Origin of the sequence: Nocardia sp. CA-107356 (assembly GCF_050946365.1) — a bacterium.
In the GTDB taxonomy this organism is placed as follows: Bacteria; Actinomycetota; Actinomycetes; order Mycobacteriales; family Mycobacteriaceae; genus Nocardia.
This window is the reverse complement of the sequence record NZ_CP191992.1, coordinates 2138292-2157700: the sequence shown is the minus strand read 5'-3', so window position 1 is coordinate 2157700 and position 19409 is coordinate 2138292. Positions and strand designations below refer to the sequence as shown.

16 protein-coding genes, 1 tRNA gene and 1 pseudogene are annotated in these 19409 nt (G+C 65.9%); 9 read left to right on the top strand and 9 right to left on the bottom strand.

The window, feature by feature from the left end; all coding sequences use genetic code 11:
• Window positions 1-3 precede the first annotated feature (3 nt).
• Window positions 4-1215, bottom strand: coding sequence for an MFS transporter (locus ACQP1G_RS09730; RefSeq protein ID WP_433201108.1), 1212 nt, complete (start codon window positions 1213-1215; stop codon window positions 4-6).
• 84 nt (window positions 1216-1299) lie between these two features.
• Between ACQP1G_RS09730 and ACQP1G_RS09725 the strand changes: the two genes are divergently transcribed.
• A complete protein-coding gene (locus ACQP1G_RS09725) occupies window positions 1300-2163 on the top strand; it encodes a LysR family transcriptional regulator (protein WP_433201105.1) in 864 nt (287 codons plus the stop codon).
• A 13-nt stretch (window positions 2164-2176) separates the two neighbouring features.
• Here the strand turns inward: ACQP1G_RS09725 and ACQP1G_RS09720 are convergent, their stop codons facing one another.
• Entirely contained in the window at window positions 2177-2863 is a 687-nt protein-coding gene (locus tag ACQP1G_RS09720; RefSeq protein WP_433201102.1) for a CPBP family intramembrane glutamic endopeptidase, read from the bottom strand.
• A gap of 104 nt (window positions 2864-2967) precedes the next feature.
• A complete protein-coding gene (locus ACQP1G_RS09715) occupies window positions 2968-3249 on the bottom strand; it encodes a hypothetical protein (RefSeq protein WP_433201099.1) in 282 nt (93 codons plus the stop codon).
• A 294-nt stretch (window positions 3250-3543) separates the two neighbouring features.
• On the opposite strand from ACQP1G_RS09715, the pseudogene ACQP1G_RS09710 reads away from it, so the two are divergent.
• Both ACQP1G_RS09710 and ACQP1G_RS09705 read left to right on the top strand, forming a co-directional pair.
• A pseudogene (locus tag ACQP1G_RS09710) lies at window positions 3544-3810 on the top strand (FAD-dependent monooxygenase); the annotation flags it as partial.
• 44 nt (window positions 3811-3854) lie between these two features.
• Window positions 3855-4469 (top strand): hypothetical protein, encoded by a 615-nt coding sequence (locus ACQP1G_RS09705; RefSeq protein WP_433201096.1) that lies wholly within the window; start codon window positions 3855-3857, stop codon window positions 4467-4469.
• A 281-nt stretch (window positions 4470-4750) separates the two neighbouring features.
• Here the strand turns inward: ACQP1G_RS09705 and ACQP1G_RS09700 are convergent, their stop codons facing one another.
• The 3 genes from ACQP1G_RS09700 to ACQP1G_RS09690 form a co-directional block, all read right to left on the bottom strand.
• Complete coding sequence (locus ACQP1G_RS09700; protein WP_433208353.1) at window positions 4751-5692, bottom strand: acyl-ACP desaturase; 942 nt, start codon at window positions 5690-5692, stop codon at window positions 4751-4753.
• 518 nt (window positions 5693-6210) lie between these two features.
• Window positions 6211-6741: a class I SAM-dependent methyltransferase gene (locus ACQP1G_RS09695; RefSeq protein ID WP_433208351.1), complete on the bottom strand. Its 531-nt coding sequence runs from the start codon at window positions 6739-6741 to the stop codon at window positions 6211-6213.
• A 21-nt stretch (window positions 6742-6762) separates the two neighbouring features.
• Window positions 6763-8217 (bottom strand): MFS transporter, encoded by a 1455-nt coding sequence (locus ACQP1G_RS09690; protein ID WP_433201093.1) that lies wholly within the window; start codon window positions 8215-8217, stop codon window positions 6763-6765.
• A gap of 203 nt (window positions 8218-8420) precedes the next feature.
• On the opposite strand from ACQP1G_RS09690, the gene ACQP1G_RS09685 reads away from it, so the two are divergent.
• Together ACQP1G_RS09685 and ACQP1G_RS09680 are read left to right on the top strand one after the other, a co-directional pair.
• Window positions 8421-8987 carry a TetR/AcrR family transcriptional regulator gene (locus ACQP1G_RS09685; RefSeq protein WP_433201090.1) on the top strand — a complete coding sequence of 189 codons (567 nt, stop codon included), beginning with the start codon at window positions 8421-8423 and terminating at the stop codon, window positions 8985-8987.
• A gap of 374 nt (window positions 8988-9361) precedes the next feature.
• Window positions 9362-10237, top strand: a complete 876-nt coding sequence (locus tag ACQP1G_RS09680; RefSeq protein ID WP_433201087.1) for a DUF6585 family protein — start codon at window positions 9362-9364, stop codon at window positions 10235-10237.
• Between the two features lie 225 nt (window positions 10238-10462).
• Here ACQP1G_RS09680 and ACQP1G_RS09675 read toward each other — a convergent pair whose 3' ends face one another.
• Window positions 10463-12595 (bottom strand): cytochrome P450, encoded by a 2133-nt coding sequence (locus tag ACQP1G_RS09675; RefSeq protein ID WP_433201084.1) that lies wholly within the window; start codon window positions 12593-12595, stop codon window positions 10463-10465.
• 189 nt (window positions 12596-12784) lie between these two features.
• Between ACQP1G_RS09675 and ACQP1G_RS09670 the strand changes: the two genes are divergently transcribed.
• Window positions 12785-13771, top strand: coding sequence for a helix-turn-helix domain-containing protein (locus ACQP1G_RS09670; protein ID WP_433201081.1), 987 nt, complete (start codon window positions 12785-12787; stop codon window positions 13769-13771).
• Window positions 13772-13946: 175 nt separating this feature from the next.
• On the opposite strand, the gene ACQP1G_RS09665 is transcribed toward ACQP1G_RS09670, so the two are convergent.
• On the bottom strand, window positions 13947-14489 hold the full coding sequence (locus ACQP1G_RS09665) for a helix-turn-helix domain-containing protein (protein ID WP_433201078.1): 543 nt from the start codon (window positions 14487-14489) through the stop codon (window positions 13947-13949).
• Between the two features lie 63 nt (window positions 14490-14552).
• On the opposite strand from ACQP1G_RS09665, the gene ACQP1G_RS09660 reads away from it, so the two are divergent.
• Both ACQP1G_RS09660 and ACQP1G_RS09655 read left to right on the top strand, forming a co-directional pair.
• Window positions 14553-15383, top strand: a complete 831-nt coding sequence (locus ACQP1G_RS09660; RefSeq protein WP_433201075.1) for an alpha/beta fold hydrolase — start codon at window positions 14553-14555, stop codon at window positions 15381-15383.
• 16 nt (window positions 15384-15399) lie between these two features.
• Window positions 15400-16773 (top strand): carotenoid oxygenase family protein, encoded by a 1374-nt coding sequence (locus ACQP1G_RS09655; protein ID WP_433201072.1) that lies wholly within the window; start codon window positions 15400-15402, stop codon window positions 16771-16773.
• A 193-nt stretch (window positions 16774-16966) separates the two neighbouring features.
• Here ACQP1G_RS09655 and ACQP1G_RS09650 read toward each other — a convergent pair.
• Window positions 16967-17039: transfer RNA gene (locus ACQP1G_RS09650), tRNA-Ala, on the bottom strand.
• A 122-nt stretch (window positions 17040-17161) separates the two neighbouring features.
• Between ACQP1G_RS09650 and ACQP1G_RS09645 the strand changes: the two genes are divergently transcribed.
• Window positions 17162-18676 (top strand): DUF222 domain-containing protein, encoded by a 1515-nt coding sequence (locus ACQP1G_RS09645; protein WP_433201069.1) that lies wholly within the window; start codon window positions 17162-17164, stop codon window positions 18674-18676.
• Window positions 18677-19409 lie beyond the last annotated feature (733 nt).

The window sequence follows — 19409 nt, the reverse complement described above, 5'->3', positions numbered from 1 at the left end:
CGGTCAGGCCGGGGACGAAACCTTACGCGCGAACGCCGCCCAGAGCAGGAGCCCGAGAATTGTTGCGGTAAGCCCGATTCCGCATACCAGTGACCACCCACCGGACTGGTATGCAACTCCGGCCGAGACCGAACCCGCAACGCCGCCGAGGAAGAAGCTCACCATATAGGCGGTGGTCAACCTGCTGCGGGCGGCGGGATCGAGGGCATAGATAGCGCTCTGATTGGACAGTTGGATGCCCTGGATCCCGAGATCGAACACCAATAGGGCGGCAATCAACGCCACCACACTGTGCCCACCCCATGCCAGCAGCGCCCAGCTGACGAGCACTGTCGCCCAGACCGCCGTGGTGACCGCACGCTGGTACCCGCGATCGGCCAATCGGCCGACTACCGGCGCACCGAGCGCACCGGCCACCCCGGCGAGTCCGAACAGGCCGATGGTGAATTCCGAGTAGTGGTACGGACTCGCCTGCATCCCGGCGAGCAGAAAGACGATCGCGGTCCACACCAGCGAAAAGCACGCCATGGCAAGGAACCCCAGCACCATACGCTGCCGCAACACCGGATAGTTTCGGATGAGCGCGAAGATCGAGGCGAGCACCTCGGGATAGCGCTCACCCGCCGCGGCCGAGCCCGTGGTCGGTACCAGCACATAAACGCTCACCGACATGGCCAACTGCAGACCCGCCGCGACCAGCAGCACGGTCCGCCAACCACCCACTTCGGCGACGGCGCCGGACAGCACGCGCGACAGCAGGATGCCGAGCAGCAATCCGCTCATCACCGTGCCGACAATCTCGCCACGTCGTTCCGGATCGGCCAGCGCCGACGACCACGGCACCACGATCTGTGCCGCGGACGCGGTGACACCGGTGACGAATACCGCGGGGAGCAATACCGCGAAGTTCGGTGCCGCTGCCGAAACCGCAAGGGCTACAAACGAAGCCAACAGCAGTGCCGGAACCATGCGGCGGCGCTCCAGGAAGTCACCCAGCGGAACCAGCAGCGCGATCCCGGACAGATAACCGATCTGCGCCGCGCTCACCAGCAGGGCCGCGGTCGCGATCGAGATATCCAACTCCCCCGCGACCGTGTGCAGCAGCGGCTGTAGGTAGTAGAGACAACCTGCGGAAGAGCCCGCCGTGAGGGCGAATACGAGCACAACCAGCCGGGTCAGCTTCACACCGGCGGTCTCGGTGAGCGAGATAGTCACAGTCGTATCGTCCAGCATCGCACCGATCAATAAAAGCGATGAATTTTGATGGAGCCATCTATCACATAGATATATTCTCGGCCGATGGAGATGCGCCAGATCGAATGCTTCCTCGCCTGCCTGGAACATCGCTCCTTCACCGCCGCCGCCCGATCGCTGAATCTGGTGCAGTCCGCGGTGTCGACGAGTGTGGCGAAGTTGGAGCGCGAACTCGGCACCCGCCTGTTCGACCGGACACCGCGGACCCTCGAACTCACCGAGGCGGGCCGCGCCATGATCGAACCGGCCAGGGCGATGCTGCGGGCCCGGCGTGAAATCGTCGACGCGATCGATGCGGCACAGGGCCAGGTGCGCGGTGAGGTGGTCATCGGCAATCTCATGAACGTGCACACCCTCGATCTGGCCACCGTGATCGGCGAGATGCACCGGCGGTACCCGTCGATCACACTGCAAATGCGTCAGAGCACCTCGGGCGTGGCAGGCAATATCGCCGGACTGCGTGACGGCAGTCTCGACATCGCCCTGGTGGCAGGCATGTTCGACGATCTTTCCGGTATCACGCTGCACCCGATCCACTGGGAAACCCTCGTCCTGTGCACCGCAGTGGCCCATCCCCTTGCCGGCCGTCGCTTCCGCGCCACCGACCTCGACAACGTCAGATTTATCGACCTCCCGCCGGGCTGGGGCATCCGCGCCATCGCGGACTCACTGTTCCCGCAACGCCGTCCCGTCATCGAGGTCGCCGACCAGATCTTCGCATTGGAACTGGCCGCCAACGATTTCGGCGTCACCCTCTTGCCCCGATCCGTCGCCGAACGAGCCCCCGATATCGCCTATTCCGAAGCCGCCGAACCGATCCCGTGGAAACTGGCCATCGCCTACCACGCCGATCGCACCCCGTCCAACGCTGCCCGCACCGTCATCGACGCGCTGCGCCGCCGCGCCTGATCGCGATCCGCGGTTATCCCACGGGCAGCCGGGAGCCCTGCCGGATTCCGGCCGCTGGAGCGGCACCGTGATAGAAGTATCGGCCCAAGCCGATGGTGAAAATGAGCATTCCGTATACCGAATGCTCCACGGAAGCGGTGAACAGTGACTGTGTCCGCAAATACCGCGTTGCGAAGATCCAGCCGCCGACACCGCTCATAACCACCGAGATCCAACTGCCGAACAGGATGTGCACATATCCGAAGGCGACCGCGCTCGCGGCCACCAACCCGGCACCCTCACCGAAGACCGGCGCGTACCGGTGGAAGAGAAAGGAACGGAAGATCAGCTCCTGCGGGTACACACTCAGCACGGGATACAGCACCATCACCGCCAGCCACAGCCAAGGATTTCGCCGAGGTAGGTCGAATAGGTCATTGCGCCGCGATAGCGCAACCACCGCGGTGAGTGCTACCGCATTCCCGCCCGCCAGCGCGGCCATCGAGCGCGCCTGCGGCCGCAGCGCCTCGGTGCGCCACAATGCGGCCCGATCGAAATCGGGCGAGCGCCGCAGGTAGCCGGAGACACCGACCGCAAGCGCGAGCAATGCAGGAATCGGGGGCCGGCCGCGCAATACCGCGTTGTATGCGGTCGCCCCGCCAAAGAACAGTGCCGCATACTCGGCGCCCAGGTACACCCGCCGCCACCGTCGAATCCGCACGACCACACCATAGTTCGTCCGCCAGCACGCCGCCCACATCGAAAACCGGATTCGGCACGAGAAAAGCCCTATGTCCTTGCAGGACATAGGGCTGCGGTCTCAGATCACTGTGCGGGCGGCTGGCATCCGGGCGGCGGACCTTGGTTATCACCGGGCGGCGGGCCCTGGTGGTCACCGGGCGGCGGGCCCTGGTGGTCACCGGGAGGCGGACCCTGGTGGTCACCGGGCGGCGGACCCTGGTGGTCACCGGGCGGCGGCGGACACTGCTGCCCGGACTCCGGTCCCTGGGGCTGGTCGGCGCTCGCGATACCAGCGCCGACACCCAGTGCGCCGAATACCACGACACCCGCCGCGACAGCCGTCACCAGCTTCGACTTAACTCCCATACATTCCTCCTGAGGGGTGGATCTCGTTGCGAAACCGTCGGCCGATATCTGCCGTACCGACGCGAGAATCGTTGCGCCCCAACCTCTGCCCGGAATGTGAGCAACATTTGTGCCAGCTGTGAGCGCAGGATCCGGGTTTCGGTCCTGATCGACAGGGAGCCGGTGAAATGCAGTTGAAACTTCCCCGAGACGGCCATCTCACAGAGTTACCGGCGATGGTCGGTGCCAAAGAGCCGGCCACGCCTTCCCGACCGAATGCCCCGATAGCTCTCAGATGAGCAGGAGGAGTTCGAGATGCCCGCAGCAAATGCCGAGGTGGAAGTATTGATCTTCGGCGGTGGACCCGTGGGGCTCACCGCCCGAGCGCTACTGGAACGCTGGGGCGTGCGGGCAGCCCTCGGCCCCGACATCAGCGGAAGAGTCGACGTGTTGCGGGTTCAGCACTGGGTGATGAACGCGTTCGTGGCCGAACGGTTCCGCCACGGCCGGATCTTGCTGACCGGCGATGCCGCGCACGCGGTCCCCATCGCCGGTGGCCTGGGCATGAACGCTGGCATCGCCGATGTGCACAACCTGTGCTGGAAACTGGCGGGTGTGCTGCGCGGGTGGGCCCGACCAACCTGTTGGCAACCTACGAGACGGAACGACAACCCGTCGCCCACGAGACTCTCCGCCAAGCTGTCGCCAACACCCAACTCATGCTCCAAGCCCAAAATAGGCGCCACGACCAATTGCACAACGGTGCGACAGCGCAGGCGCAGATCGAACTGCCCTGGTCGGACCGGTACTTCGCCCAACTCGGTCTCGTGCTCGGGGTCACCTACCACTCCGACGCCGTCCGCACCGAGCACCACACCCGACCCGCGCCGTCCGGCACAGGCACAGGCACAGGCACAGGCACAGGCACAGATTATGTGCCTACCGCCGAACCAGGCCACCGTATGCCACACCTGTGGCTCACTCCCGACCGCTCAGCGCTCGATGCCATCGGCGAATGGTTCACCCTGCTCACCCCGGACCCCGACCACTGGAAGCACCAGGCCACCGCGCCGTGGCCACTACACATCGAGCCCCTCCCCGAGGAGCACGCCGACCGCTACCGCCTCGGCCCCCACGGAGCACTGCTCATCCGACCCGACGGCCACATCGGAGCCCGCTGGTCCGATCACCCACCCGGCGACGCCACCCTCCCCCACGCCCTCACCACGATCACCGGCTGAATCAGATCCTCGAACCCCTTCGGCGGGCGAGCCGAGCGCGGCGCGAATCGTTTCGCGTAGCCAGCGCGGCGCCGGGTCGGCATCGCGCCGTACATGCCAGGAGTTCCGGCAGGCCGCGGCGATGCAGTGCGCCGAACTCGACCGCCGCGCCGTGGCACTCGGGCAAGAATGGATCGCGGCGGTCGACCTACCTCCGTCGAGGGCAAGCACACGGAAGTCTGCACCGGATAGGTGGCGCGGTCGAGTGGGTGGTCGCGCAGGACTGTGACGCGCAGGGGGCGCTACCCGACTCGCGCCGCCTCGCGGGCGAGGATGCGGGCGCGTTGTTCTTCGAACCGGATGACGTCGCGACCGAGCTTGTCGAGGTACTCGGCGAGTTCTTCGCGGCTGCGTTCGCCGCGTGCGGTGAAGTCGGTGCGATCGAAGACGTCCCAGATTCGCAGGACCGGCATCAACACGTCGTCCAGGTGCTGACGCAGGTCGTAGATCCCGTGCTTGACCATCAACACGCCATTGCGACGCCAGTTCGGCATACCGGTGCCCGGCATGGCGAACGTCTTCGCGATGGTGGTCACAGACTCCATCGTCTGATCAGGAGCGATATCGAACGCGGCGCCGGTGACGTTGCGATAGAACATCATGTGCAGATTCTCGTCAGCCGCTATGCGCTGCAGCATCCGTTCGGCGATCGGGTCATCGCAGACCCGTCCTGTGCTGCGATGGCTGACCCGGGTGGCCAACTCCTGGAACGTCACATACGCGACCTGATCGAGCACACCGCCGAAGCCCTCCGGCGCGTGCACACCGCGGGTCAAATGCACCATCCGGTCGCTCTCCAGGGCAACCGGATCGACAGCGCGGGTGCAAACGAGGTAGTCACGCATGGCGATGGAGTGGCGGTTTTCCTCAGCGGTCCAGCGGCCGACCCAGGTGCCCCACGCGCCGTCGCGAGTGAAGTTCTCGGCGATCACGCGGTGGTAGGAAGGCAAGTTGTCCTCGGTCAGCAGATTCGTGACCATCGCGACCTTGGCGACCTCCGACAGCCGTGATTGCTCGGGTTTCCAATCCTCGCCACCCATTGCTGCGAAGTTGCGGCCCTCGTCCCAGGGAACATAATCATGCGGGCACCAGTCCTTGACCGTGGCCAAATGCCGGTCGATATTGGCCGCGACAACCGGCTCCAACTCCGTCAGTAGCTCGATTTGCGTCAAATCCATTGCTATGCAGCGCCTTTCGATTCGGTGGAAATAACCACGGAACGTACCGCTGTTCACGCATCATTGACTGCGACCTCGCACCCACACCCTAGACGAGCCCGATCGGGCTCGGGGCGCATTAGGGCCAGGCCCCATCAGCTGGGCGGCCGACCGAAGGGAACCGCGATAGCGGGACGATTGCCCGAGATCGCAGTCCCGCCCGGTCACCATGTCGCGTCGACCGGCGATGCACGACTCGTCCGGCACCCGCATCCGCTGATCCGGCAAGGCGCTCATCGCCGCGCCGGATCGGCGCATCCCGCCCTTTCCGGATCGGGGGACGTCTGACCGGTCGGCGGACGGCGGTGTCGACCCACACCGTCTGCACCATTCCCGCGTCCCGCCACGGTCGCTCGTGGGTGTGGGGGCACTGCGGCCCGGTGACTGGTTTCGTTCGGTCGAACACGGCCCGGCCCACAATCGGGCTGCCGCGATGGTGATACAGATCGTGGAACATCTGGTGGTGCGGCTGGCCGCCGATCAGGTCACTCGCGACCCGGTCCCGCTGGCTTACCGCCGACCGGCCGGGAGGTTCGGGGTGGCAAGGCCTGGGTGACGCGCCACAGGCGGCGGGGGAGTTCGCCCTCTTCGAACGAGTGGACCTCGGTCAGATCCCACCCGTCGGCGACGGCATCGACCAGCGCGCGCGAAAAGAAGTGGACCGCGAACCCACCCTGTTCGTAGATGTCGTCACCGTGGGCGATGCCCGTCTTGTAGTGCGCGTCGCCGACATGGCGGACGGTGTAGACGAAGACGCCGCCGGGTCGCAGCACCCGCTTGATGTCGCTGGCCAAGGCGAGGATCTGCTCAGCGGACAGAGCCATGCACAACAGCATGTGCGCGAAAACGCCGTCGAATGCGTTGTCGGGCAAAGGGATCAGCGTGCGGGCATCGTGTTCGAGTGTCCGCACCCGGTCGTCGATACCTGCCGTCGCGGCGGCGTGCTGAAGCTGAGCCAAGCCGACCGCGCTGAAGTCGGTGGCGGTGACCTGAAAGCCGACTCCTGAGTCCGTGATGCGACAGTCGAAAGAGGTCCATCACACCGCGTCCCGTGCGAGGTCGGGCGAGCGGCTGAGGCGTGTGCTTCGCACGAGCATGACGGCCAGTACCGCGGCGATCGCGAACGCGCCGGAAGCGATAGCGATACAGCTGAACACGCCCGTGGCCGAGTTCGTTGTTTCCCCGTCGACGACTACGACGGTCGACTCGAGCACGGCTGCGCCCACGAAGTTCAGCACCACCGACCCGATCGAGACCATCACCATGACCAGGCTGGACACGATGCCCTGCCGCTCGGCGGACGCCACGCTGCCCGCCATGTTGAAGCCGGCTGTCCCGAGCGCTCCTACCGTCACACCCAGCAGGAATGCGCAGCAGAGCGCGGCGGGAAGCTGGGAAGCCCCGAGGAACATCCCGATGGTCACCACCGTTCCGAGCATGACTGCACCGGCCAAGGTCGAGGCCGGTCCGATACGTGCGGCAAGCCATCCGGCCCCCGGACCTCCGAGCATGACTCCGAGTCCCGGCGCCGCGAGCAGCAGCGCCACCGATCCCTGGTCGGCCAGGCCGTACCCGAGTTGCTGATCGGCCGAGACGTCACCGATGAGAGGAATGAGCTGCAGCATGCTCTGGTACGAACCGGCTCCGAGGAATACGACCAAGAGCGTGAGCACCAACGGCCCACCGAGGTCCCTGACGTCGATCAGCGGGTCGGGCTTTCGACTCGAGACCAGAAGCCACCTGGCCAATGCCGCGACGCCACCGACGAGGAGAGCCAGCGGACCGACGGCGAGCCAGCCGAGGTCCGAACCCAGACTGACATAGCTGATCACCCCGGCGATGCCTCCGCCGAGGAGAAGAGCACCGCCGACGTCGATCTTGCCTGGTGTCTTGATCAAGGATTCGGGAACGACATTGCGCACGCAGATCGCCATCGCGGCCGCGACGACCGCCGATACGAGGAACAAGATCTGGAAGCCGAACTCCATGGCCAACTTCTCGATGAGGAAACGGGACGCGATGTTGAGCACCGCGGAGCCGGAGGTCACGATGCCCACGATGATCATCGCGATGCGGGGCGCGCAGACACCTCGAACGATTGCGACGGAGAGGAATACGGCGGCCAGAGCCGCTCCCTGCAACATGCGCCCCGCCACGAATACCCAGAGGATGGGGGCCACGGCGCACACGAGGGCGCCGGCGCCGCTAATGAGCAACGTCAGCACGAGCACCCTGCGCTTGCCGTAGATGTCGGCACACTTTCCGAGCAGGGGCGCCCACATCACTCCCGCCAGCATCGCGGTGGCGTTGAGCCACGCCGCCTGGTTGGTTCCGAAATGGTCGAGCATCTCCGGGAGGACGAGCAACGGCGCGGTGATAGCCGAGTCGACCACGAAGTTCACCAGGACCAGGACAGCCACCAGGCCGATGAGCGCCTCGTTCCATCTCGTGTGCAGTCCGGCGTCTGTGCTTCCGGTCCTGCTCTGCTGCATTAGGACTCCTTAGTACGGGCTCGCGGCGGCGCTGGCGCGGCCTGAGGTGTTATCGACTGTGGGGCAAGGCGATTCATGCGATCCATCCCGCGGACAGTCGCCAGGCGAGCGGCGATGTTGTCTTGACTTAAGATACGATTCAGTTTCTTATAGACCAACGTAGGGTATGGCGATATGAAACGTCAAAGGTTCTAAGGAGTGCTGTGGGACGACGGCGCGGCGAAGCACTCGAGGCGGCAATCCTCGAAGCGGCCTGGGACGAGTTGAGCGAGCGGGGGTATGCGAACCTGACCGTCGACTCCGTCGCGCAGCGAGCCGGCACCAGCAAACCGGTGCTCTATCGGCGCTGGGCGGACAAGCAGAAGCTGGTCGAGGCGGCAGTCGTGCGGCGCAATGTGATTCAGCCGATCACCCCGGCCGACACCGGATCCCTGCGTGGCGACCTGATCACCACCCTGACCGAGTTGAGCGAGAAGCGGAGCGCGTTCCTCACCCAACTCAGCCTGCTGCTCGCCGGCTACTTCGCCGAGACCGAAAGCAGCTTCGCCGAGCTACGCGAGATGATCCTCGCCGGGCGCCGCTCCGGACGCGACGAGATCATGCAGCGCGCCATCGAGCGCGGCGAGCTCGATCCAGCCAAGCTCACGCCACGGATCGCCGCACTCCCCTTCGACCTGCTTCGAGGTGAGGCGATGATGACGCTACGGCCGGTAGCACCCGAGGTGATCGAGGAGATCGTCGACACGATCTTCCTCCCGCTGGTCCGCTAGACCGGATTCCCGTTCGCCGCATCAGGTTCCGAGGCCGAAATCGAGTTTGTGGTGTAGTGCCTGACCGGCCAACCGCTACCGCACTGTCATGCCGCGTTCCGGTCGTTCGGCCGCGCACAGTCATTGGCCAGCAGTCGATCTCGCGAACGTCCGCATCAACCGATGTGCGGGCATTTTCCCAGCCGTCACGGCGGCTTTCTCGGGTCCCGACTGCGGTTGAGCGGGCCAGCCGGAGGATTCGCCCGCAGCACCCCGAGGCTCGTGCCGAAAAGCCTCGAGCCGCTACCCTGCCCGCAGAGACGCGTCGGGATCGATCCCCTACATCGCGCGGCGAGCGACGGTAGCGTCAAGCGGCACGACACGAAGGAGGAGTCGTGCCCGAATCGAATGATCCCGATGGCCCGCAGCTGCCGTCTGAGATCGAAACGTCGGCTGCCAAAGCACATCTCGGGAATCCCGTCGCGACGTACCCGTGGCGGATGCCACCGATTCCCTGGCGCGGCTACGCAATGTGGGGCACCCTCACGATCATCCTTTGCGGCACGTGGGGATATCTGGCCGGAGCCGCCGCAGGCGTGGTGTGGGCGGCATTGTGGTTCCTCATGCTGGGTATTCCGCTCGTATTTCGCCGCTGGTCGCGGTTTATCGACATGAATGCGCAGTTGGCGCTCTATGAGCACGGCCTCGTGGTGGTGGCTGCGAACGGGATCATCCGAGTCGCACGCTACGACATCACGCTCGCCTACCTGTACGTCTTCGAGTATCCGGCCGATGCCTTCCGGCGCAGAGCCGGTCGGCCGAAGGATTACGCCGGCACCCTCACCGACATTGCGGGACAGAGCTTTCCGCTCGCCGGGTACTTCGAGACCGACTTCTGGCAACGCGGCGGGTACACAGACCCACAGTATTGGGCTTCAACAATCCACGATGGCATCGTCAAAGCCCGTTTCGCCTCCGCCACAGCAGAACTCGACGCAGGCGGAACCCTCGACTTCGGCCCGATCCGCATCTCCGCGACCGACATTTCCGCCGACGGCCCGGCCACCCCCTGGCCCGGTATCCAGGAGGTAAGTGCCGATGTCGGGCGAGTCGGCATAACTGTCGACGGAAAATGGAAGCCACTGAAAGGCGCAGCGCTTGAATTGATTCCGAACTTCCGGCTGTTCATCGCGCTCACGGACCACCGACGCCACCAAGCGAAGCCGGATGAACAAGAGCCCGACAACAACGGCGAGCCGCAAACCGACTGATCAGCCGAACGTCGCTCGCCTGCACCGAATACCGTGAACGGCGGTGGCCAGGTTCGCCGGTAGCCGACTGTGGATTCGTCAGGTGAGCGATCGGGGGCCGAAGAATCCGTGTCGTGTCGCGCCGCAGTCCATCCGGCTGAGCCGATTGTCATGGTGTCCATCTCCTGCCCGCGAGCGGACACTTGACGGTGAACCGGCACCACCCGTACGCGGTTTCGTGGCAGCTCAGGCGGTGAGGGAGACCGGTAGCCGGGAATGTCCGTTGGCGATGAAGCTGCCCATCGGCCGCAGCTCGCTCGGCTCGGCTGCCAGACTCAGCCTTGGGAAGCGAGCGAAAAGGGCAGGCAACGCGATCTGCGCCTCGAGCCGGGCAAGTGGTGCACCCAGGCAGTGGTGGGCGCCGTGCCCGAAGGCGACGTGTTGATCTCTGGTGCCGCGGTGCACATCGAAATCGTCGGCGTTGGGCCCGTGGACCTTGGGGTCGCGGCCGACCACGGCGTAGGACGCGAGGATCGCGTCGCCTTTCGGGATGAGTAGGCCGTCGATGTCGAGATCTTCGACCGCGAACCGCAGCGGCAGATGCGCGATGGGTGCTTGGTACCGCAAAGTTTCCTCCACCACGTCGGTCCAGCTCGACCGCCCTTCGAGCACGTCGGCACGCTGCTGCGGGTGGGTCAGCAGCGCGAAAATCGCGTGATCGAGCAGGTTCACGGTGGTCTCATGTCCGGCGCTGATGATCAGCATGAGGGTGTCGACCAGTTCCTTCTCGGTCAGCGGCGTGCCGTCTTCGTCGTAGGTGGCAGTCAGCACGCTGGTGATGTCGTCGCCGGGCGCATCTCTGCGGCAGTCGACGAGTTCGCCGACCAGCCGGTACATTTCGAGATAGTTGGCCGACGGATCTTTGCGGGTGCCCGAGGTGTTGAAGAACCTGTCGACGCAGGCGTGCAGCGCGGCGGCCAGATGATCTGGGACGCCTATCAATTCGCTGATCACGCGGATCGGTACCGGATACGCGAAGCACTGCCGCAGATCGACCACGACACCGGGCGGGATCGCCGACAACCGGTCCAGCAGGTCGGCGGTGATCGCTTCGATACGTGGGCTCATCGCCATTGTCCGGCGGTGGGTGAACGCCGGTGAGACGAGCTTGCGCAGTCGTCGATGCTCGGACCCGTAGGCGGTGAACATATTGTCGACGGCGACCCACGAGCGCAGCGGCCAATCCTTGGGGATGTCCCCTTTCTCGAATGCCGGCCAGTGCCGGCCGGCGTCCTTGGATACTCGAGAGTCGGTCAGCAGGCGGCGCAGCACGGCGGTGTCGGTCACCGACCACGCGGGAACGCCGCCGGGCAGCATGACCCGGGTGATCGGCCCATTCCGGCGGATCCGGGCCGACTCGGCGTGGATGTCGGCACCTGTGGTGTCCAGAACGATTGGTTCGTGTTGCATGTGATGGCTCCTCAGTCCCTGGTCCTGTACAAGTCGCTCCGGCCGGACGCCCGTCGAGCACCCCCGCTCACGGGGACTGCCGGGACCAAGAGACTTGGCGGACAACACACCTCGTGCTCCGCTGGCGTCGGCGACCCCCACGCAGGTGCGACCGCGAAAGATCCCGAGTTCATAATCCACGGAGTCATCGCCGAAAGCGCGGATGAGCACACCGATCTCGTAGTCGCCCGGATAGGTGACTTCGCCGAGGTAGTCGATTCGATACGACGACGGTGACAGGTCCGGCACCAGCCCGTTCTCGCCGAGCGCCGCTGCGGTGAACACCGCGACCGCCTCGTCGTACCAGGAGGCCATGGCGAGGTAATTGACATGCTGATTGGAATCGACATCGCCTATCCGGGCACGCAGCGGCACGAAGAACGGGTAGCGGTCCCGTTGCCTGCGCTCGGTACCCGGACGGGGCGCCGCCGTCTCGCTCGAATCCGGTAGGGCCAAGTCGGTGAGATCCGCGATCAACTCGTCCGGGAGCGCGAGCGGCCCCGTGGGACCGAGATGCAGCACCGTGGCCCCGCCGCCGCCTACCCGCCTGCCGCCGGCGAACACCGCTTGCTCGTAAGTGAACGATGACCGCCCGATGTGCCGAATCCCGGTGTGCACCTGTACATCGGCATCGGTGTGGAAGACGCAGGCCAGCCGTTCGACCCTTTGGCTGACCAAAATGATCTGGTGGGGACCGAACTCACCGGCCCCGGCGAGCCGTTCGAATCGGGGCAGTTTCACCCGTATCCGAGCGTCCTCCAGCCAGCGAGCAATCCCGATCGTGCTCACGGCGCCGTTCCGGCCGAGATCGCCCTGCCGCACTCGAATGTCGCACTGGGCCGGAAACGCGGAGGCGCTGAGGGAATCCATGAAAACACCGTAGGAAAACCACCCCGGCGCACGCTTGAACAAGCGCGCCACCGGGATGGAACGTTTTCACCACATGCACGGGCGTGACCGGCATCGCCGCCGCTCCGGGCCGTTTGACTCGGCCTCAACCGCGGGAGAACATGGGCGCAAAGAGATCCGGAAAACGAACGCGGAGTGGATCGGTCGGCGATGAACAAACCTGCAGCGGAGGTCGCCGCCACGCGCGGGGGGTTCTCGCTGGATTCCACCGTCCCTGGCGCGGGATCGCGCGGTTTCGATGTGTTCCGGCGCGGGTGGCTGACGCAGGTCGGCGATGGGTTCCCGCTGCCGACCTTCAGCGCGGTCACGACCGGTGATTTCCGGGTCAGGAGCCGCGTGGCGAAGGTGCTCGACGTGGCGGTCACCGACCTCGACAGCGCGACCGTCATCCGAACGGGGGGTACTCCGCTCGGCTATGAAGATCAGGCACGGATCTACGTAGTGCGGCGCGGCACATGGTTTTTGGGCGGCTCGCCCGATCGCGCCGAATACACTGTGGCCGCCGGGCAGTTCCTCTTGCGGCACGGACCGCCGTTGCACTTCGGGGCAGCGCCGGACACCACGGTGCAGATTCTCACGCTGCCCTCTGCGATGCTCGAGCCGCGGCTCAGAAACCGGAGCATCGCCGAGTCGGCGGACTCGGCCGAGATGCGTCTGCTGACGGCGCACGCGAACATGGTCCACACCACCGTGGCAGCCCTCGGCCCGGCCGGCGTGCACGCTGCGCACGGCGCTCTGATCGAGCTGGCCAAGGCGGTGGTGGCGGGGCGTTTCGACGGTACGGAGCCCGGGCTCAGGCCCGCGCTCGTCCAGGCAGCGAAGGTCCTGGCGGACCGTTATCTTGCCGACCACGAGCTGTCCCCGGCGATGCTGGCACGTGAGCTCAACGTCTCCACGCGCACCCTGCAACGGGCGTTCACCGCGGCGGGAGAGTCGGTGACCACCTACATCCGCCACCGCCGATTGGAACAGGCCCGGCATGCCCTCGCCGCCCCGTCCCGTCGGCCGAACGTCTCCGAACTCGCCGCGCACTGGCAATTCTCCGACAGCAGCCACTTCATTCGCGCCTTCAAAAAACGCTACGGCCAGACGCCTATCGAGTACGCCCGCTCGACGCGGACTGCCGGGAGCCGATGACCAGGCCGGCACAACGAGCTTGCGAGCTGGACCGGGACCCAGGATCTGCAAACGTCGTGGGTGACCAGCGGCGAATCGCTTGCAACAATCGAAGTTTCAATCCGTGGCGATACCTGGGGCCCCGGAGTCCCGAAGCTGTTGGCGTGCCGGGTGCGGCGAACGTGCGGTAGCACTGTCAGCTCGGCGATGCTGGTTTCTCGCCTGGGAAAAGGATCGGGCTGATCAAGTACGGTCTGCGGGCTGGCCCGGGCTGGTTCGCCGCGAGGGGTGCGACGAGGTCGCGGAAGCCGGTGAGCATGGTGTCGAGCTCCTCGGGGCTGAGCCACAGGGTGGCTTGGCGGTAGCCGACCGCGTCGGCGACGGGGTCGGCGTCGGCTCGATCGAGGTAGGCGTTGAACTCGGCGAGCAGGACGGCCATGGCCGCCGCGAACCCTTGGCGGTGATCGTGCGGGGTCATCGCGCTGCTCGCCTCAGGGGAGACGGTCGGACGGTCGGGTCGCAATCGGTAGGAGCGTTCCACCGCGCCGCGCACGCGCCGCTCATCACCGACCTCGAGCATTCCGCCCTCCGTGAGCAGGCCGAGCTGCCGGTAGACGCTGGTCCGGGGCACATCGGGCATGCGGTCGCACAACTCCCCGGCGCTACGCAACCGGCCGCCGGACAGCGCGTGGATGATGCGCAATCGTACCGGGTGGAGCAGCAACTCGGTCGGGTCCATTTCGCTACTATCCCATATTTGGTACCGTTCCCAAAGTTGGTATTGGTTGAAAGGATGACCGTGATGCGGAATGTTCCTGGGCGTCGAATGATGGTGAACGGCACCGAGATCTACTTCGAAGAGACCGGCGTCGGGGACACCTGGGTGGTGTTCGAATCCGGTGGGGGCGCCAGTCGAATGCTCTGGGATCGAGTGGTGCCGTTGCTGGGGGATGTCGCGCATACCGTCGCGTACGACAGGGCCGGTCGCGGCCGCAGCGGCAGGCCCGCCGAGCCACAGACCATCACGGACATGGCGGCCACTCTGGTGGCGTTGGTCCAGGCGCTCACACCGGGGCGGGTGATCCTGGTGGGGCACAGCATGGGTGGGCTGATCGTGCGTCGCGCCGCCGAAACGCTGTCGCCTGCCGGTCTCGTCCTCATCGACCCGACACCGGAAGCCGCTCCGAATTACGACAATTGGGCGCCGACCGTCAAGAAGACCGACCGCATCCTCGCCGTGCAGCAGGCACTGAGCCACTACCCGCCACTCATGCGGATGCTGACCCGCTCCTACGGGCGCAAGTTCCCCGCCGACAGCTACGCGACCATGCTGGCCGAGGACTTCACCCCCGCCGGACTCGCCACCACCCGGCATGAAATAGCGGCCGTCGCGGGGGCGATAGACGAATTCCGCCGCCGTCCACCACAACCGCCGAAATCCGGCGTCATCGTCATCTCGGCGATCCACGCCGCCCGCTACCAGGCCCGCAATCTCGACCTCATGCGCGAATACCAGCGCCGATACGCCGAACAGGTCGGCGCGCGATACGAGGATGCAGACTCCGAGCACATCATCCCCGCCGAACGACCCGAGCAAGTCGCCGCCGCGGTTCGCCGACTGGTCAACGCTTAGCATCTCGGGAGCAGTTATGAAGCAATCCGGCAAAGCCGAGGACCCGCAACAACACTCACCTGAGGTCGAGAGCGAAACACCCCTTCCGAGCTACATGACCGGTCCCTACGCGCCGGTTGATGGCGAGATCGATGCGATCGAATTGGACGTGGCCGGTGCGCTGCCCGCCGAGCTGGATGGGCGGTACTTCCGCAACGGGCCGAATCCGTTGCCGGGCGTCATAAGCCCGCACTGGTTCGTCGGTGACGGCATGTTGCACGGCGTGCGGCTGCGCAATGGACGGGCGCACTGGTACCGCAACCGGTGGGTACGCACGCTGAAGTTCGACGGGGGTTCGCCGCTGTGCGAGGACGGCGGCGTCAATCGGGCCTACAGCACGGCCAACACGTCGATCATTCGCCACGGCGGACGACTGTTTGCACTGGTGGAGGGCAGCTTCCCGATCGAAGTCACACCAGATCTGGACACCGTCGGAGCGTTCGACTTCGCGGGCGAATTGACCACCACCATGACCGCGCATCCGAAGCAGGACCCGATCACCGGGGAGTTACACTTCTTCGGCTGCGACGCGCGGGCACCGTTCGTCACCTACCACCGGCTTTCCGCCGCTGGTGAATTGGTGTTCAGCACCCCGGTCGACGTGCCCGGCCCGACCATGATGCACGACTTCGCGATCACCGAGAACCACATAATCTGGCTGGATCTCCCAGTCACACTGCAGTTCTCGGGAAAGGGCCTGCCTTTCCAGTGGAGCGACGACTACGGCGCGCGCCTCGGTGTGATGAGCAAGAACGGCGGCCCGGTGCGCTGGTTCGAGGTGGAACCCTGCTATGTCTTCCACGTCGGCAACGCCTGTGAAGACGGCTCGGGCCGCATCATTCTGGATGCGATTCGATACGACGCGAGGGCATGGAACTCCACATGGCCCGCTTTGGCGGGAGAAACCCCCTCGCCGGGTACCGGCCGCGGTCAGCAGCTCTACCGCTGGGCGCTCGACCCCGCGACCGGCCGGGTCGCCGAACAGCCGCTCGACGATCGGTCGGTGGAGTTCCCGACCGTCCACGCCCGCCACGTGGGCCGCCCGAACCGGCACCTCTACGCGGTCGACCGGGAAACCATCGTCAAGTACGACGTCGATACCGGCAAATCCACTGTGCATCAGCTCGGTTCGGGCTGGAACGCGGGCGAAGCGGTATTCATCCCCGCGGCCGACGCGCGCAGCGAGGACGAGGGCTGGCTGATGTCCCTCGTTATCCACGACGACACGAATGTGCCCTCGCAGCTGCAGATTCTCGACGCCACCGCCGTCGAAGCCGGGCCGGTAGCCGCCGTGTGTCTGCCCCGGCGGGTGCCGATCGGATTCCACGGTAACTGGATCACCGAGGAGTAGTCCGCAGGCGGTACCGGGCTCGCTCGACTCGGCATGAGCGAGCGTTTACCACCCCGCCTGCCCGGAGTGCGTCGGGCATTCAAGGCCCTGGATGGCTCGGAACAAAAAGCGACGCTGAATCACCGCGATGTGTTCGCGCAATGCCACACAATAGTGAAGCCGCAGGTCGATGACCTGCGGCTTCACTATTCAGTGGAGCTAAGGGGACTCGAACCCCTGACCCCCACACTGCCAGTGTGGTGCGCTACCAGCTGCGCCATAGCCCCGAATGGGTTGCTTTCAGGTTTCCCTGACTGCCTGAACGAAGTTACACCACTGGCGTGTCGGCAACCAAATCGCCTTGATTCAGGGGTAGCGGAGGGCGTTCCGCGGACGTAGAATCGAACATATGTTCGATAGCGATGATCTCTCATCCGTGGACTTCGGGGCCATGAGTGACGAGGGGCTGATCGAGGCCCTGCGGGCGGCGCATGGGCGGGCGGCGGTGGCGCAGGCCGCCGAGGTGTTCGCGGTGCGGGAGTTGTATCGGCGGCATCGGGCCGAGAGTGCGGACCCGGGGCCCGGTGGGGTGCGGGCCGGGGAGTTCGCGGCCAGCGAGGCGGCCGTGGCACTGCAGGTCGACGAGGGCACTGCGGTGGCGTTGATCGATATCGGTCTGGCACTGGAGGATTCGTTGCCACGAACACGGGTGGCATTCGCTGCGGGGCGGATCGATCTGGCGAAGGTGCGGGTGATCGTGGACAGCACCCGGGCGGTGGCCAGGGAGGTGTTGGACGTGCTGGAGCTGCGGCTGCTCGAGGCGGCGGGGCGGAACAATTCGCTGCGGCTGCGGCAGACGGCGCGGCGGTGGGCGGCGCGATTGGATCCCGGTGGGACGCAGCGGCGGCGGGAGTTGCGGCAGGACGAGCGGGAGGTTCGGCTGCGGGCGGTGCAGGACGGTATGGCGGTGTTCGACGGGCTGCTACCCGCGCCGGGTGCGCAGACCGTGGCGATGCGGCTGCGGGAGATGAGTCTGCAGGTGTGCGGGTCGGATCCGCGCAGTATGCCGCAGCGGCGGGCCGATGCCTTGGTGGCGCTGGCGGACGGGTCGGGGCGGTTGCAATGCCATTGCGGGCGCGGCGCGCGGTGTCCGAAGTTCGGGGTGCCGTTCGAGAAGCCGCGCAGGCCTTTGATTCAGATCGGGATTCCGGCGGACACCTTGCTCGGTATTCAGGATGCACCGGCTTTCCTGGCCGGGTATGGGCCGATCGATGCGGCACTCGCCCGGATTCTGGCCGAACACGCACGCTTCCAAATGATTGCGGAACGCTCGAGCGCCGACGATGACCTGGCCGCCGCTGGGGAGGTGGCGCAATGGCGGCCGTCGCCGCGACTGGAACGTGAGGTGCGGGCAGTAGACGGCATGTGCCGTTTTCCGGGTTGCGTCATGCCCGCCGCGGAATCCGAACTGGACCACAATCACCCCCTCCACCACCAACTGCGCGAGCCCGGTGGACGAACGATCCGCACGAACCTGACCGTGCTGTGCACCCGCCACCATCGCCTGAAGACGTTGGCGGACAACGAAAGACTCCCCTGGCGCACCTGGCGCGCCGATCTCGATCGCCTGCAATGGACCGCGCCGACCGGCGATATCCACACCACGGTCCGCGAGGGCGCCCGATACCTGTTCCCACGCACCGACACCGACGCACCCGTCGCCCCGTATACCGGCCACCACCGATCCGAGCCGATCGAGGCACCCGCGACGATCCCGATCCGCCCCGCCGATCGCCCGACCGCCGAAGACATCGCCTACCCCCTCGACGGCTACATCGTCGTACACGGCCAGCTGCGCCGAATCCGCCCGGAGGACGAGATCCCCGACGACAAGCCGCAGCCAGCCCGGTCGCCCAGCGACTGACCGCGCCGGCCGCCATCACGGTCCGACCACAACCTCCACCACACCGGTCATCACCGGATCCGCCGGGCACCACAACCCGCCCCAACCACCGCTCCAGCCCACAGACAAGAGCGATCCCCCACCACCAGCCACAACCAACCCGGTCCCCCCAGGCAACCGACCGCGCCGGCCGCCATCACGGTCCGACGACAACCTCCACCACAGCGGTCATCACCCGGTCGGCCAGAGCACTACCAACCGCCCTGACCTTCGCCGTTGCACCCCACAGACGAAATCCCCCACGACCGGCCGTAACCACCAGTTCGCCCAGCGACTGACCGGACCTACGGTCATCACGGTCCAGGACATCACCACGGCAGCGGCTATCACCGGGTCGGCCAGGGCATCGCAACCCGCCCTAACCTTCGCCGTTCCAGCCCGCGGACGAGATCCCCCACGACCAGCCCCCACCCAGCCACTCCCTGGAGCTACCGCAATCAACTCCGGCGCACACCGGGTCATCACCGTGTCGTCCCAACCCGATCTGATCTCTGCCGTTCCCACCCACCGATGAGACCCGTACGACCCAGCCACAACAAGCCTCAGGCCACTGGCTGGGCTACCGCAATCCGACGGCAATCAGCGCCGACACACAGTGGTCATCACCGGATTCGACGATGAATACGCGACTCGGCGCTGTATCACCGGATAGCGGCGGGGATCGGACGACGGCGAGGCGAACTGCGGTGGCACA

Coding starts and splice junctions, on each gene's coding strand:
- ACQP1G_RS09725 (WP_433201105.1), top strand. CDS start 1,300: ATGGAGATGCGCCAGATCGAATGCTTCCTCGCCTGCCTGGAACATCGC.
- ACQP1G_RS09715 (WP_433201099.1), bottom strand. CDS start 3,249: ATGGGAGTTAAGTCGAAGCTGGTGACGGCTGTCGCGGCGGGTGTCGTG.
- ACQP1G_RS09690 (WP_433201093.1), bottom strand. CDS start 8,217: ATGCAGCAGAGCAGGACCGGAAGCACAGACGCCGGACTGCACACGAGA.
- ACQP1G_RS09675 (WP_433201084.1), bottom strand. CDS start 12,595: ATGGATTCCCTCAGCGCCTCCGCGTTTCCGGCCCAGTGCGACATTCGA.
- ACQP1G_RS09670 (WP_433201081.1), top strand. CDS start 12,785: ATGAACAAACCTGCAGCGGAGGTCGCCGCCACGCGCGGGGGGTTCTCG.
- ACQP1G_RS09665 (WP_433201078.1), bottom strand. CDS start 14,489: ATGGACCCGACCGAGTTGCTGCTCCACCCGGTACGATTGCGCATCATC.
- ACQP1G_RS09660 (WP_433201075.1), top strand. CDS start 14,553: ATGCGGAATGTTCCTGGGCGTCGAATGATGGTGAACGGCACCGAGATC.
- ACQP1G_RS09655 (WP_433201072.1), top strand. CDS start 15,400: ATGAAGCAATCCGGCAAAGCCGAGGACCCGCAACAACACTCACCTGAG.
- ACQP1G_RS09645 (WP_433201069.1), top strand. CDS start 17,162: ATGTTCGATAGCGATGATCTCTCATCCGTGGACTTCGGGGCCATGAGT.